Source organism: Pseudomonas sp. D4002 (assembly GCF_013385665.1).
Lineage (GTDB): Bacteria > Pseudomonadota > Gammaproteobacteria > Pseudomonadales > Pseudomonadaceae > Aquipseudomonas.
The window spans coordinates 356,053-370,647 of sequence record NZ_JACAPN010000021.1; the positions used below are offsets into that span (position 1 = coordinate 356,053).

Sequence of the window (14,595 nt, forward strand, 5' to 3'; positions counted from 1 at the left end):
ACCCGGTTTTTTGGGCATCACAAGTCGTTTTCAGTACATTCACGTCTGTAACAGGAAGGTGACCGGCCCATCATTGACCAAATGCACCTGCATATCAGCGCCAAAACGCCCTGCCGCTACCGTGCCATGCAATTGTTGCGCTTGTAACAGCAGATAGTCGAAAAGCGCCTCGCCCAACGCCGGCGGTGCCGCCGTGGAGAAGCTCGGCCTCAGCCCACTCTTGGTGTCTGCCGCCAGGGTGAACTGCGACACCAGCAGCAAACCGCCGCCAATGTCTTTCAAGGACAGGTTCATCTTGCCCTCGTCGTCGCTGAACACCCGATAGTTAAGCAGCTTATGCAGCAGCTTGTCGGCGCTGGCTTGCGTATCCGAAGGCTCGACAGCCACCAGCACCAGCAAACCCTGGTCTATCGCCCCGACCACCTGCCCTTCTACCTCGACCCGGGCGCCGCGCACCCGTTGCAAAAGGCCCTTCATGCTTCTTCAGGCGGCAAATCAAGCAGGCGCCGTGCCATTTCACTCGCCGCACGCACCAGCGCATCGGTAATTCCAGGTTCGGAAGCCGCATGGCCGGCCTCGCGGATGATCTGCAGCTCACTGTTGGGCCAGGCCTGATGCAGCTCCCAGGCATTGTCCAGCGGGCAGATCATATCGTAGCGGCCATGCACGATTACGCCAGGCAGGTGGGCGATCTTGTGCATGTCGCGGATCAACTGGTCAGGTTCAAGGAACGAGTTATTGGTGAAGTAATGGCATTCGATACGGGCAATCGACAGGGCGCGCTGGGGTTCGGAGAAACGCTCGATCAATTGCGGGTTCGGGCACAGGCCCAACATGCGCCCTTCCCACGTGGACCAGGCCTTGGCGGCGTGCATCTGGGCGATCTGGTCGTTGCCGGTCAGGCGCTTGTGGTAGGCGCTGAGCAGGTCGTGCCGCTCCTCCGCCGGGATAGGCGCCAGGTAGTCCTGCCAGTAATCGGGGAACAGGCGGCTGGCGCCAGCCTGGTAGAACCACTGAATGTCCTGGGGGCGGGCCAGGAAAATGCCCCGCACGATCAGGCCGTGCACACGCTCCGGGTGGGTTTGCGCGTAGGCCAGGGCCAGGGTCGAGCCCCAGGAACCGCCGAACAGCACCCATTTTTCGATGCCCAGGTGTTCGCGAATCCGCTCAAGGTCGGCCACCAGGTCCCAGGTGGTGTTGTTTTCCAGGCTGGCCCGTGGGGTGGAGCGCCCGCAGCCACGCTGATCAAAAGTAACAATTCGGTACAGATTAGGATCGAAATAGCAGCGGCTATTGGCATCACACCCGGCGCCGGGGCCGCCATGGATGAACACAACGGGCAAGCCTTCCGGGGAACCGCTTTCGTCGACGTACAGGACGTGGGTTTCATCGACGGCCAGATCGTGCCGGGCGTAGGGTTTGATCTGCGGGTACAAAGTCTGCATTGCGCGCTCCGTAAGGGGTCGAGTTCATCCCTGGGGGGACGTCTATTATTTTGCCGTCTGGCATCATAAACCCGAATTGTGCAATGAGCATGTCCTCGTGGACCTAGACCTGTGTCAGCAGAACACCACGCAGGTAGTCCAGCAGATAAACGTACAGCCGGTCGACCTCCAACACCTGGCCCCGGGCCCGCAGGCAGCCGTGAACCAGGCCTTTGCCGGGATACAGCGTGGCCGCCACCCCGGCGCCTTGCAGGCGTTCGGCGTAGAGCATGCCGTCGTCCCGCAACGGGTCGAACTGGGCGACAGCGATCAAAGCCTGCGGCAACCCGCTGAAATCCACGGCCAGCAATGGCATGGCGTAGGGCGACGGCTTGTCCGGCCCACGCAGGTAAAGGGCGAGGTAGCACTCGGTGTCGGCGGTACTGAGCAGCGGCGCGTCGACGCAATCGCGGCGGGACGGCAGGTCGGCGGGGCCGCCCAGGCCGGGGTAGATCAGGACTTGCGCCAGGGGCTGCGGCTGATGGTCATCCCGCAGGCCCAGGCACAGGGCCGCCGCCAGGTTACCGCCGGCGCTGTCACCAGCCACCACCAGACGCCGAAGGTTGATCGGCTGGGGCGCTTCGCCCACCTGGATCGCCTGCCAGACCGCACGGCAATCCTCAAAGGCGGCCGGAAACGGGTGTTCGGGTGCCAGGCGGTAATCGATGGCGATGACCAGCACTTGCAGTGAGTCGGCCAGCTCAGCACACATGAAGTCATGGGAATCCAGGCCGCCGACCACCCAGCCGCCACCGTGCATATAAAGGATGCATGGCCAGCCGCTATCAGGGGTTGGCGTCGCCGGTTGATAAATGCGTACGCCCACGCCCCCCAGGGAAACGTCTGACACCTGTAACCCTTCGGGCCGCGCCGGGGTGAACGCCTGGCACATGCGGTCATAGCCTCGGCGCAATCCGGCCAGCGATGTGTCGTCGCTGGTGAAGGATTCGGTTTTTTCGACGAAGGCGCACATCTGCGCGGAAATCGGGTAATGGGACATCGAAGGATCGTCCTGAAGATAAGGATTTAACAGCCGCCACGAATCCAATGTGGGAGCGGGCTTGCTCGCGAATGCGGTGTATCAGTCAATACTTGTGTGGCTGACCCACCGCATTCGCGAGCAAGCCCGCTCCCACATTTTGATCTTCATTTGCTCAGGGCTTGAGGCTGGCCTGCACCGCCGCCACGCCGTCTTTTCCATCCAGGGTCGTTACACCCGCCAGCCAGCGCTGCAAATCCTCGGGATTGTCGCGCAGCCACTGTCTGGCCACATCCTGCGGCGTCTTGCGGTCCATGATCGGCACCATCAACTGGCTTTCCTGGGCCGCGGTGTAGGTCAGGTTCTCCAGCAGGCGTGTCACATTGGGGCAACGTTCGGCGTAATCCGGCGCCGTCACCGTGGAGACCGTGGCCATGCCTTCGTTGGCACCGAACACATCTTCACTGCCGGTCAGGTACGCCATTTTCATGTTGATGTTCATCGGGTGCGGGGTCCAGCCGACAAACACCACGAACTCCTTGCGATTCACTGCCCGCTGCACCGCCGCCAGCATGCCTGCCTCGCCGGACGCCACCAGCTTGAAGCCGCCGAGGCCAAAGCGGTTGCTGTCGATCATTTTCTGGATATCGGTATTGGCACCGCTGCCCGGCTCGATGCCATAGATCTTGCCGCCCAGCTTGTCCTTGAAGCGGGCAATGTCGGCAAAGGTTTTCAAGCCGGCGTCGGCAACGTACTGCGGCACCGCCAGCGTCGCCTGGGCGTCGGACAGGCTCGGCTTGTCGAACACCTTGACCTGCTTGGCCGCGAGGAATGGCGCGATGTTGTTGTCCATCGCCGGTTTCCAGTAGCCCAGGAATATATCCAGGCGCTTGTCGCGGATGCCGGCAAAGATGATCTGCTGCACGGCGCTGGTTTGCTTGCTGTCATAGCCCAGGCCATTGAGCAGCACGTCGGCCATGCCGCTGGTGGCGATCACGTCAGTCCAGCTGACCACGCCCATGCGCACGACCTTGCACGAGGCCGGGTCGGCAGCCATCGCATTGGCGCTCAAGAGTGCGGCGCCGGTGAGAATCAACAGACAACGGTTGAACAGTCTTTTCATCGATGCGGTCTCACTCGGCAGTTTTTATTGTGGGAGTGGCGTCTGACGCGCCGTGCCCAACACCTTACCCAGCGAGACCTTGATCAAAGCGAACTGTGGCGACAGGGATTTGCACACAGACGACTTGGGAGGTGTGTTGCTGTTGAGGGCCTCTTCGCGAGCAAGCCCGCTCCCACATTCGACCGTGTTCCTCCTGAAGAAACACGGTCGAATGTGGGAGCGGGCTTGCTCGCGAAAGCTATCTCAGCAGCGACGCCACTCAGGAGTAATGCCGCTTGCCCCACGCCAGGAACCCTTCCAGCAGTTCCTTCAACACCACCCGCGTCGGCTCGGCCAGGTCGGCGCGATAACGGAAGGGCTCAAACTCTTCCATGTAGGTGCACTGCCCCAACTCCAGCTGCACGGCGTGGATGTTCTCGGCCGGGTTGCCGTAGTGACGGGTGATGTGCCCGCCCTTGAAGCGCCCGTTGAGCACATGGCTGTACTGCGGGTGGCCGGCACAGATGGCTTCCAGTTCGCTGGCCAGCTGCGGATCGCAGGCCGCGCCGTTGAAGGTGCCGAGGTTGAAGTCCGGCAGCTTGCCTTCGAACAGGTGCGGGATCACCGAGCGGATCGAATGCGCATCAAACAGCAGCGCATAACCGAACTCGGCCTTGAGCCGGGCCAGTTCGTTTTGCAGAGTGCGGTGATACGGCGTCCACACCTGCTCCAGGTACGTGGCGCGCTCGGCCTTGGACGGTTCCAGGCCTTCGCGGAACAGCGGCACACCGTCAAACAGTGTCGCCGGGTACAGGCCGGTGGTTGCGCCAACGTACAGCGGCTTGTCGTCTGAAGGCCGGTTCAGGTCGATGACAAAGCGCGAATACTCCGCCGCCAGAGTGCTGGCGCCCAGCGCTTCGGCGAAGTCATACAGCGTGGGAATGTGCCAGTCGGTGTCCGGCAGGCTTTGCGCCTCGGGGATCAGCCCGGCTTGCACCGCCGGCGTCAGGCGCAGCCCCGCGTGGGGCATGCTGATCAGCAGCGGCACACGGCCTTGTTTGAAGTTCAGAACCTTATCCACAGCGGTACTCCTTAAACGGTGACTTCGACGCCGTGGCGCACGACGCGTTTATCCAGCTCGCCACCCAGCCAGTAGGCCAGGTCGGCGGGACGATCAATCTGCCAGGCGACAAAATCCGCGACCTTGCCCACTTCCAGCGAGCCATGGCTGTTGCCCAGGCCCAGGGCGGTGGCCGCGTGTTGCGTGGCGCCGGCCAGGGCTTCTTCCGGGGTCATGCGGAACAGGGTGCAGGCCATGTTCAGCATCAAGCGCACCGACAACGCCGGCGAGGTGCCCGGGTTGAGGTCGCTGGCGATCGCGATCTTCACGCCGTGCTTGCGCAGGGCATCCATCGGCGGCAACTGGGTTTCCCGCAGGAAGTAGAACGCGCCCGGCAGCAGCACCGCGACGGTGCCGGAAGCGGCCATGGCGATGGCGTCTTCCTCGGTCATGAATTCCAGGTGGTCCGCCGACAGCGCCTGGTACCGCGCCGCCAGGCTGGAGCCATGCAGGGACGACAACTGTTCGGCGTGCAGCTTTACCGGCAAGCCAAGTTTCCGGGCGGCGATGAACACGCGCTCCACCTGCTCCGGTGAGAACGCCAGGTACTCACAGAAGGCGTCGACCGCGTCCACCAGGCCTTCCGCTGCCAGCGCCGGGAGCATTTCGGTGCAGATGTGATCGATGTAGGCATCGGCCCGGTCCACGTACTCCGGCGGCAACGCATGCGCCGCCAGGCAGGTGCTGCGCACACTGACCGGCAACTCGGCGCCGAGGCGACGGATCACCCGCAGGATCTTGCGCTCGCTGGCCAGGTCCAGGCCGTAGCCGGACTTGATCTCGACGGTGGTTACACCGTCGCGCAGCAAACTGCGCAGGCGCTTGTGGCCGCTGGCAAACAGTTCATCTTCGCTCGCCGCACGCGTGGCGCGCACGGTGCTGGCAATACCGCCACCGGCCGCTGCGATCTCGGCGTAGCTCACGCCTTGCAGCCGCTGCTCGAACTCGCCGCTGCGATTGCCGCCGAACACCGTGTGGGTGTGGCAGTCGATCAGCCCGGGCGTGACCCACGCCCCTTGCAGGTCATGGGTGGTTGCGTAGTTCGCATCCGGCAGATCGGCGCGCGGGCCGATCCACTCGATGAGCGTGCCCGAGGTAACAATGGCGGCGTCCTCGATGATCGAGTAGTTGCCCTGGGCCATGGTTGCAACGTGGCAGTGTTGCCAAAGCGTTTTCATCAACGCCTCCATTAGGTTATCGATGAGACAAAGCCGGGTCGTAGTGGACCTTGGCCGTTTGCCCGGCGGCGGGCTTGACCCACAGCAGATAGGCGACGATCAGCAAGACGATCCACACGGCGCCGACCATAAGAGCGGCCTGGGTGTCCGGGAAGTAACCCAGCACGCCGAAGATGAACAGCATGAACACGATGGCGGCCGCTGGCGCGTAGGGCCAGAACGGCACCGGGAATTTCAGCTCGGCAATCTGTTCCCTGGTCATCGAGCGACGCATGGCCACCTGGGTGACCAGGATCATCAGCCATACCCACACCGTGGCGAAGGTCGCAATCGAGGCGATGACCAGGAACACGTTTTCCGGGATCAGGTAATTGAGCACCACACCGCCGAGCAACGCGGCGCCCATCACCACTACGGTCATCCACGGCACGCCCTGGCTCGACAGTTGGGCAAAACCCTTGGGCGCCTGCCCTTGCTGGGCCAGGCCATACATCATGCGACCGGCGCCGAAAATGTCGCTGTTGATGGCCGAGACGGCGGCCGAGATCACCACAATGTTAAGGATGGTCGCCGCCGAGCCTATCCCCAGGTTGCTGAAGATCTGCACGAACGGGCTGCCCTGGCTGCCGATCTGCGGCCACGGGTAGATCGCCATCAGCACAAACAACGTCAGCACGTAGAACAGCAGGATACGCAGCGGCACGGCGTTGATTGCCTTGGGGATCACCCGCTGCGGGTCCTTGGCTTCGCCGGCGGTGATGCCGATGATTTCGATGCCGCCAAACGCAAACATCACCACCGCGAAGGACGCGATCAAGCCACCCACGCCGTTCGGCATGAAGCCGCCGTGGGCCCACAGGTTGCTGAGGCCGGTAGCGGGCGCTTCGCCCGCCGAGTGAATACCGAACAGCATGATGCCGAAGCCGCCGAGGATCATTGCGACAATGGCACCGACCTTGAGCAGCGACAGCCAGAACTCCATTTCGCCAAAGACTTTGACGTTGCACAGGTTCAGGCCGCCGATCAGCAACACGATGCCCAGCACCCAGACCCAGCGCGCGACTTCGGGAAACCAGAAGCCCATGTAGATGCCGAAGGCGGTGACGTCGGCGAGGCAGACGATGATCATTTCAAAGGCGTAGGTCCAGCCGAGGATAAAGCCGGCCATCGGGCCCAGGTAGGTACTGGCGTACTGGCCGAAGGAGCCGGACACCGGGTTATGCACGGCCATTTCGCCGAGGGCGCGCATGACCATGAACACCGCGGCGCCACCGATCAGGTAGGCCAGGAGCACGGCCGGGCCGGCCATCTGGATGGCGGAGGCAGAGCCGTAGAACAGCCCGGTACCGATCGCGGAACCGAGGGCCATGAAGCGAATATGTCGGGCGGAGAGCCCGCGTTTTAACGTCTTTTCTTGCTGGTGCATTTCTCGTCCTTAATTATTTTTATCCTGAGAAAATTCGAATCTGTAGAAGATCAAATGTGGGAGCTGTCGAGCCCCAGCGAGGCTGCGATAGCGGTGGGTCAGGCTACGAAAGTGTTGCCTGTTCCGGCGCCATCGCAGCCTCGCCGGGGCTCGACAGCTCCCACACTGGATCGGTGTCGCTCTTACAAGCTCGGCAACAACTTCGCCGGCACCAACTCGTTCAGGCAACGCGTTGCCAGCAGCTCACTGGCGGCATTGATGTCCGGCGCAAAGAAGCGGTCCTTCTCATAAAACGCGACTTTGCTGCGCAGGATCCCGCGCGCCTTTTCCAGCGCCGGCGAGGTTTTCAAACCATTGCGCAGGTCCAGGCCCTGGCAAGCCGCCAACCATTCCACCGCCAGCACACCGCGGGTGTTCTCGGCCATTTCCCACAGGCGCTTGCCCGCCGCCGGGGCCATCGACACGTGGTCTTCCTGGTTGGCTGACGTCGGCAGGCTGTCGACGCTATGGGGATGCGCCAGTGCCTTGTTCTCGCTGGCCAATGCCGCCGCGGTCACCTGGGCGATCATGAAGCCGGAGTTCACACCGCCGTTGCCCACCAGGAATGGCGGCAGTTGCGACATGTGCTTGTCCATCATCAACGAGATGCGACGCTCGCTCAGGGAGCCGATTTCCGCGATGGCCAGCGCCATGTTGTCCGCCGCCATGGCCACCGGTTCGGCGTGGAAGTTGCCACCGGAAATCACGTCACCTTCAGCCGCAAACACCAGCGGGTTATCCGACACGGCGTTGGCTTCCACCACCAGCACTTCGGCCGCCTGGCGGAACTGGGTCAGGCAGGCGCCCATGACTTGTGGCTGGCAACGCAGGGAGTACGGGTCCTGGACCTTGTCGCAGTTCTCGTGGGATTGCGACACTTCGCTGCTTTCACCCAGCAGGGCGCGATACGCGGCCGCAGAGTCGATCTGGCCGCGTTGGCCCCGGGCAGCGTGAATGCGTGCGTCGAACGGCGAGCGCGAACCCAGCACGGCTTCCACCGTCAGGGCGCCACAGGCCAGGGCTCCGGCGAACAGATCTTCGCCCTCGAACAGCCCACGCAATGCATAAGCGGTGGAAACCTGGGTGCCGTTGAGCAGCGCCAGGCCTTCCTTGGCCGCCAGGGTCAGCGGCGTCAGGCCGGCAACTTTCAGCGCTTCGGCAGCTTCCAGCCATTCGCCTTTGTAGCGGGCCTTGCCTTCGCCCAGCAGCACCAGCGACATGTGGGCCAATGGTGCCAAGTCACCGGAGGCGCCCACCGAACCCTTCAGCGGAATGTGCGGGTAGACCTCGGCATTGATCAGGGCGATCAGCGCGTCGATGACCTGCCGGCGAATCCCGGAAAAACCCCGGCTCAGGCTGTTGACCTTGAGCACCATGACCAGCCGTACCAGCGCATCGCTGATGGGCTCACCGACGCCGGCGGCGTGGGACAGCACCAGGGAACGCTGGAGGTTTTCCAGGTCTTCGCTGGCAATGCGGGTCGAGGCCAGCAGGCCGAAACCGGTGTTGATGCCGTAGGCGGTGCGGTTCTCGGCGAGAATCTGCTCCACACAGGCGACACTGGCTTCGATCTGGGCCGAGGCGCTGTCATCCAGACTGAGGGTTACCGGCTGCTGGTAGATGGCCCGCAGTTGGGCAAGGCTCAGTTGGCCTGGAATCAGGTTTAGCGCAGTCACATTCATGCTCCTTTTGAGAGTGTTGTTAACTACCAGTCGCTCCGGATGCTTCCGTTATCCGCCGCTGTGCTCTTTTAGAGGATCAGTCGGCTTGGCACGCTGGTTATTGTTGGGAAAAGGTCAGTGCAAATTCGGTAGCGTGCGTTGCAGTAAATCGGCGTCCTTGAGCAACGCGGCGGTGGCTGCGATGTCTGGCGCCAGCCAGCGGTCCTGGTCGTAGGCCGGGACGTGTTCGCGCAGCAAACGCCAGGCGGCATCGGTGCCGGCGCCGAAGCGTTGCTCCTGGAGGAACTCGAACGCCTGGGCCGCCAGCAAGTACTCGATGGCGAGGATCTGGGTGACGTTTTCCAGCACCGAATACAGCTTCAGCGCGGCGTTGGTGCCCATGCTCAGGTGGTCTTCCTGCAGGCCCGAGGTGACGAAGTTGTCGAGCACCGCCGGTTGCGCCAACTGGCGGTTTTGCCCGCACAGCGAGGCGGCGACGTACTGCACGATCATCATCCCGGAGTTGACCCCGGGGTTGCTTACCAGGAACGCCGGCAAACCACTGACGTGCGGGTTGATCAGACGGTCCAGGCGACGCTCGGCGATGGAGCCGATTTCGGCCATGGCGATGGCCAGCATGTCTGCCGCCAGGGCCACGGACTGCCCGTGGGGATTGGCCTGGGACACCACGCGGTAGTTGTCTGGCGTGCCGAGCACCAGCGGGTTATCGGTGGCGCCGTTGAGTTCGGTTTCGATCTGCCGGGTGGCGTGTTCCAGTTGGTCGCGGGCGGCGCCGTGCACCTGGGGAATCGAACGGATGCTCAGGGCGTCCTGGGTACGAATGCCTTTGCTGCTGGCGATCACTTCGCTGCCGTCCAGCAACGCGCGCAGGTTGATGCCCACTTGCTGCATGCCCGGGTGCGGCTTGAGCGCGATGATTTCTTCGTCGAAGGCGTCGATCTGGCCGCGCTGGCCTTCGAAGCTCATGGCACCGATCACGTCGGCCCATTGCAGCAGGCGGTGCGCATCGGCCAGGGCCAGGCTGCTGAGGCCGGTCATGCACGGCGTGCCGTTGACCAGGCACAGCCCGTCCTTGGCGCCAAGCACTACCGGCTGCAAACCTTCTTCAGCCAGCGCCTGGTGTGCGGGAACGATACGGCCTCGATAGCTGACGTCGCCGACGCCGAGCAAGGCGACGCCAATGTGCGCCATGTGGGTCAGGTAACCCACGGACCCCTGGGACGGCACTTGCGGCGTGATGCCATGGTTGAGCAGCCCCAGCAGCGAATGCACCACCTGCGGATGCAAGCCGGATTTGCCGTGGCTGTAGTTAATGATTGCCGCACAAATGATCGCGCGGGTTTGCTCCACACTCAGTGGCGCACCGACGCCGCAGGCATGGCTGAGCAGGGTATTGCGCGACAGCCGGCTCAGTTGTTCGTCCTTGAGCGACACGTTGCACAAGGCGCCCAGGCCGGTGTTGATGCCGTAGGCGCGCTCGCCGCTGGTGACGATGCGCTGGACGATGGCCTGGGCATTGTCGATGCGAGCCCAGGCCTGGCCCGAGAGTTCGAGGATCGCACCGTGGCGAGCCACGGCGACCACGTCCTGCCAACGCATCGGGGCGTCGGCGATGATGATTTTTTCAGCCTGGGACATCGTTGACCTCTTCATGAAATTCGCAATTGTTGTGCAGCTTCACTGGCCTCATCGCAAGCGAGCCAGCTTCCACAGGGGAAACGCATTCCAAATGTGGGAGCTGGCTTGCCTGCGATAGCGTCAGCCAACTCACCACAAATACCGGATCAAACCACCGCCACCCGCCGCTGGACAAACCGGTTCACGTACTCATCCGCCGGTGAATGCAAAATCTCGCGGGGCGTGCCGACCTGGATCAGCTTGCCGTCCTTGAGGATCGCAATGCGGTTGCCGATGCGCACCGCCTCATCGAGGTCGTGGGTAATGAACACGATCGTCTTGTGCAGGGTCTTTTGCAGCTCCAATAACTGGTCTTGCATCTCGGCACGGATCAGCGGGTCGAGCGCACTGAACGCCTCGTCCATCAGGATGATGTCAGTGTCGGCCGCCAGCGCCCGGGCCAGGCCTACACGCTGACGCATGCCGCCGGAAAGTTGATGCGGGTATTTGTTTTCATAGCCCTTGAGGCCCACGGTTTCGATCCAGTGCAGCGCACGCTCGGCGCACACTTGCCTGGTTTCGCCACGCACTTTCAGGCCGTAGGCAACGTTGTCCAGCACACTCTTGTGAGGCAGCAGGCCAAAGCTCTGGAACACCATGCTGATCTTGTGCCGGCGGAATTGGCGCAAGGCTTCCATGTCCAGTTGCAGGATGTCTTCACCGTCCACCAGGATCGCACCGCTGGTAGGGTCGATCAGCCGGTTGAAGTGACGCACCAGGGTCGACTTGCCGGAGCCCGACAGCCCCATGATCACGAAGATTTCACCGGTGTCGACGCTCAGGGACAGGTCGTTCACACCCACCACGCAACCAGTCTCGGCCAGCACCTCGTCCTTGGTCTTGCCCTGGCCAATCAACGCCAGTGCATCCTTGGAGCGGTTGCCGAAAATCTTGAATACGTTTTTGACTTCAATTTTGCTGACAGTAGTCATTTGCTCGCCTCATGCCGTGGACGACCATAGGCTTGCGTAATGCGGTCGATGACCACGGCAAGAATCACGATCGCCAGACCGGCTTCAAGGCCGCGTCCAACGTTGAGGGTCTGGATGCCCACCAGTACATCTTCACCCAGGCCACGGGCGCCGATCATCGAGGCGATCACCACCATCGACAGGGCCATCATGGTGGTCTGGTTGATCCCGGCCATGATGCTCGGCAGGGCCAGCGGCAGTTGCACGCCGAACAGTTGCTGCCAGCGGTTGGCACCGAAGGCGTTGATCGCTTCCATGACTTCACCGTCCACCTGCCGAATGCCCAGGTCGGTGAGACGAATCAGCGGCGGTGCGGCGTAGATCACCGTGGCGAAAATCGCCGGGACCTTGCCCAGGCCGAACAGCATCAACACCGGGATCAGGTACACGAAGCTGGGCATGGTCTGCATGATGTCCAGCAGCGGCATCAGCACCGAACGCAGGCGGTTGCTGCGGGCCGACAGAATCCCCAGGGGAATGCCGATCAGCACCGAGATCACCGTGGCCACCATCATCAGCGCCAGGGTTTGCATCAGCTTGTCCCACAGCCCGACCGCGCCCACCAGAAACAGCAGGCCGACGATCACGACGGTGGTGAACCACTTGCGAGTGGCATGCCAGGCAATACCGCCGACAATCAGCAACATCAACCACCAGGGCGCTGCGCGCAGCAAACCTTCCAGGTTAACGATGGCCCACAGCAACGTATCGGAGATGTGCCGGAACACATCGCCGTAGTTGGTCACCAGCGCATCGACCCAACTGTTGACCCAGTCGGCGATGGAAAACGTAAAACTCTCAGGAAACATAGTGTGCTCTCGATCCAGTGGATTGTGGCCGGACGCCCGGTTGCCTGTGGCGGCAACCGGAAACGCTCAACCTACAAGGCCGCGTCGATTTTCTTGGCTGCGTTGTCGCTCACCATGCGTGCCAGAGTTCAGGATGTCCCTTGAGGAAAGTTTTCGCCAGTTTTGCTGTTTCAATTCGCTGTTTGTCATGCGTACCGGGTTCTGGTTAAACAGGTTGAGCAACGGCGCCCTGCACATCGGGCAGCACGAGGCGCTCAGGAATCGGGCTGTGCCATTTTTTCGCAGCCCAGTAGTACAACGCCGCCGGCACCACCAGCCCGATGATCCACGAGATATCGGTGTCGCCCAGGCTCGCGACCAGTGGGCCGGTGTAGAAATGCGTCGAGATGAACGGCATCTGAATCAGCACGCCGAACACGTAGATGCTGATGCCCATCAGGTTCCAGCGACCGTAGCGACCGTTGGGGTTGGACAGGGCCGGGATGTCATAGCGCTCTTTGGTGATGCAGTAGAAGTCCACCAGGTTGATCGCACTCCAGGGCGTGAAAAACGCCAGCAGGAACAGGATGAACGCGGAGAAATCCTTGAGGAACGAGTCCTTGCCCAGCAACGCCAGCGCGGCGGCAATCGACACCATCACGAAGATGTACAACAGCCGCGTGCCACTGCCGATATGCCGGCTGCCACGGAAACCACTGATGATTGTCGCGATCGACATGAAGCTGCCGTAGGCGTTGAGGGTGGTGACGGTGACCTTGCCGAAGGCGATGCTGAAATACAGCAGCGCCGCGACGATCCCGGTGCCGCCCAGGCCGACGATAAACGACACTTCGTGGTGAGCGAATTGCGAGCCTGCCAGGGCTGCCGCAAACACACCGAACACCATCGAAGCCTGCGCGCCGATCACCGAACCGAGGCCCACGGCCCAGAAGGTTTTCGAGGCCTGCGTGCTGCGCGGCAAGTAGCGCGAGTAGTCCGCTACATACGGGCCGAACGCAATCTGCCAGGACGCCGAGAGGGAAATCGCCAGCAGGAAACTGCTGAGGGAAAAATGCTTGTTGCCCAGCAACGCACCGATGTCGTTACCGGCCAGCAGCCTGTAGAACAGGTACACGAAGGCAACCACCCCCAGCACGCTGGCGATGCGACCGATGCCGTGGATCACCCGGTAGCCGAAGATCGTGAATACCATGATCAGCCCCGCGAACAATACGATGCCGACCCAGTCTTCAACGTGAAGCAACTGCGCCACCGCCTGCCCCGCCAGCAATGAGCCGCTGGCGGAAAAACCGATGTACATCAGGCACACCAGCACCAGTGGAATCACCGCGCCATACACGCCGAACTGCACGCGGCTGGAGATCATCTGCGGCAAGCCCAGTTGCGGGCCTTGCGCCGCATGCAGGGCCATGACGCCACCGCCCAGCAGTTGACCGATCAACAGACCGATCAACGACCAGAACACATCACCGCCCAGCACCACGGCCAGGGCCCCGGTGACGATCGCAGTGATTTGCAGGTTGGCACCCAACCACAGGGTGAACTGACTCAATAGACGGCCGTGTCTTTCCGCTTCCGGGATGTAGTCGATCGAACGCCTTTCGATCAACGGGGTGGTGCTTGCACGAGCGTCTTTTACTGCCATTTATGTTCAACCTCTGATGGATTGTTTTTGGGTGAAACGCAGATCACATGTGGGAGCGGGCTTGCTCGCGAAAGCGATGGGTCAGCTAACGACTTCAGTGACTGATACACCGCATTCGCGAGCAAGCCCGCTCCCACATTAGTTATTTGATCATCGGGAGATTGAGGCCCTGCTCTTTGGCGCAGTCGATGGCGATCTGGTAGCCCGCATCCGCATGACGCATCACGCCGGTCGCCGGGTCGTTGTGCAGCACGCGAGCGATACGCTCGGCAGCTTCGTCGGTACCGTCACAGACAATCACCATGCCCGAGTGCTGGGAGAAGCCCATGCCGACGCCGCCGCCGTGGTGCAACGAAACCCAGGTCGCGCCGCTGGCGGTGTTGAGCAGGGCGTTGAGCAGTGGCCAGTCGGACACGGCGTCGGAACCGTCCTGCATCGATTCGGTTTCACGGTTGGGGCTGGCCACCGAGCCGGAGTCCAGGT

12 protein-coding genes and 2 pseudogenes are annotated in these 14,595 nt (G+C 62.2%); all 14 read right to left on the reverse strand.

Annotated features, from left to right (window positions below; translation table 11 throughout):
- Positions 1–39 precede the first annotated feature (39 nt).
- The gene (gene dtd / locus HX824_RS16645) at positions 40–477 is read right to left on the reverse strand and encodes a D-aminoacyl-tRNA deacylase (RefSeq protein ID WP_087692908.1); all 438 of its coding nucleotides are present in this window, start codon (positions 475–477) and stop codon (positions 40–42) included.
- Positions 474–1,445, reverse strand: a complete 972-nt coding sequence (gene pip, locus HX824_RS16650) for a prolyl aminopeptidase (RefSeq protein ID WP_008439282.1) — start codon at positions 1,443–1,445, stop codon at positions 474–476. The genes dtd and pip overlap by 4 nt, the downstream gene beginning before the upstream one ends.
- Positions 1,446–1,548: 103 nt before the next feature.
- A complete protein-coding gene (locus HX824_RS16655) occupies positions 1,549–2,484 on the reverse strand; it encodes an alpha/beta hydrolase (protein ID WP_102605845.1) in 936 nt (311 codons plus the stop codon).
- Positions 2,485–2,638: 154 nt separating this feature from the next.
- Entirely contained in the window at positions 2,639–3,586 is a 948-nt protein-coding gene (locus HX824_RS16660; RefSeq protein ID WP_008439284.1) for a choline ABC transporter substrate-binding protein, read from the reverse strand.
- A gap of 259 nt (positions 3,587–3,845) precedes the next feature.
- Positions 3,846–4,646, reverse strand: coding sequence for an N-formylglutamate deformylase (gene hutG, locus HX824_RS16665; protein WP_087692905.1), 801 nt, complete (start codon positions 4,644–4,646; stop codon positions 3,846–3,848).
- A gap of 11 nt (positions 4,647–4,657) precedes the next feature.
- Positions 4,658–5,863: an imidazolonepropionase gene (hutI, locus tag HX824_RS16670; protein WP_003209269.1), complete on the reverse strand. Its 1,206-nt coding sequence runs from the start codon at positions 5,861–5,863 to the stop codon at positions 4,658–4,660.
- A 16-nt stretch (positions 5,864–5,879) separates the two neighbouring features.
- A complete protein-coding gene (locus tag HX824_RS16675; protein WP_003209267.1) occupies positions 5,880–7,289 on the reverse strand; it encodes an amino acid permease in 1,410 nt (469 codons plus the stop codon).
- A gap of 182 nt (positions 7,290–7,471) precedes the next feature.
- On the reverse strand, positions 7,472–9,010 hold the full coding sequence (gene hutH, locus HX824_RS16680; protein WP_177054818.1) for a histidine ammonia-lyase: 1,539 nt from the start codon (positions 9,008–9,010) through the stop codon (positions 7,472–7,474).
- 114 nt (positions 9,011–9,124) lie between these two features.
- Positions 9,125–10,648 carry a histidine ammonia-lyase gene (gene hutH, locus HX824_RS16685; RefSeq protein ID WP_003209264.1) on the reverse strand — a complete coding sequence of 508 codons (1,524 nt, stop codon included), beginning with the start codon at positions 10,646–10,648 and terminating at the stop codon, positions 9,125–9,127.
- 146 nt (positions 10,649–10,794) lie between these two features.
- A complete protein-coding gene (locus tag HX824_RS16690; RefSeq protein WP_008430269.1) occupies positions 10,795–11,619 on the reverse strand; it encodes a glycine betaine/L-proline ABC transporter ATP-binding protein in 825 nt (274 codons plus the stop codon).
- Positions 11,616–12,467, reverse strand: a complete 852-nt coding sequence (locus HX824_RS16695; RefSeq protein ID WP_003209260.1) for a proline/glycine betaine ABC transporter permease — start codon at positions 12,465–12,467, stop codon at positions 11,616–11,618. Before HX824_RS16695 ends, HX824_RS16690 begins: the two co-directional genes overlap by 4 nt.
- Before the next feature lie 71 nt (positions 12,468–12,538).
- Positions 12,539–12,686 (reverse strand): annotated as a pseudogene (locus HX824_RS16700) (histidine ABC transporter substrate-binding protein); the annotation flags it as partial.
- Positions 12,673–14,112 (reverse strand): cytosine permease, encoded by a 1,440-nt coding sequence (locus HX824_RS16705; protein ID WP_003209258.1) that lies wholly within the window; start codon positions 14,110–14,112, stop codon positions 12,673–12,675. The gene HX824_RS16705 and the pseudogene HX824_RS16700, both read right to left, overlap by 14 nt.
- A gap of 142 nt (positions 14,113–14,254) precedes the next feature.
- Positions 14,255–14,595: pseudogene (locus tag HX824_RS16710) on the reverse strand (urocanate hydratase); the annotation flags it as partial.

Excerpts from the sequence above, each read along its gene's own strand:
- dtd (WP_087692908.1), bottom strand. The coding sequence starts at position 477 with ATGAAGGGCCTTTTGCAACGGGTGCGCGGCGCCCGGGTCGAGGTAGAA.
- pip (WP_008439282.1), bottom strand. The coding sequence starts at position 1,445 with ATGCAGACTTTGTACCCGCAGATCAAACCCTACGCCCGGCACGATCTG.
- HX824_RS16655 (WP_102605845.1), bottom strand. The coding sequence starts at position 2,484 with ATGTCCCATTACCCGATTTCCGCGCAGATGTGCGCCTTCGTCGAAAAA.
- HX824_RS16660 (WP_008439284.1), bottom strand. The coding sequence starts at position 3,586 with ATGAAAAGACTGTTCAACCGTTGTCTGTTGATTCTCACCGGCGCCGCA.
- hutI (WP_003209269.1), bottom strand. The coding sequence starts at position 5,863 with ATGAAAACGCTTTGGCAACACTGCCACGTTGCAACCATGGCCCAGGGC.
- HX824_RS16675 (WP_003209267.1), bottom strand. The coding sequence starts at position 7,289 with ATGCACCAGCAAGAAAAGACGTTAAAACGCGGGCTCTCCGCCCGACAT.
- hutH (WP_177054818.1), bottom strand. The coding sequence starts at position 9,010 with ATGAATGTGACTGCGCTAAACCTGATTCCAGGCCAACTGAGCCTTGCC.
- hutH (WP_003209264.1), bottom strand. The coding sequence starts at position 10,648 with ATGTCCCAGGCTGAAAAAATCATCATCGCCGACGCCCCGATGCGTTGG.
- HX824_RS16690 (WP_008430269.1), bottom strand. The coding sequence starts at position 11,619 with ATGACTACTGTCAGCAAAATTGAAGTCAAAAACGTATTCAAGATTTTC.
- HX824_RS16695 (WP_003209260.1), bottom strand. The coding sequence starts at position 12,467 with ATGTTTCCTGAGAGTTTTACGTTTTCCATCGCCGACTGGGTCAACAGT.
- HX824_RS16705 (WP_003209258.1), bottom strand. The coding sequence starts at position 14,112 with ATGGCAGTAAAAGACGCTCGTGCAAGCACCACCCCGTTGATCGAAAGG.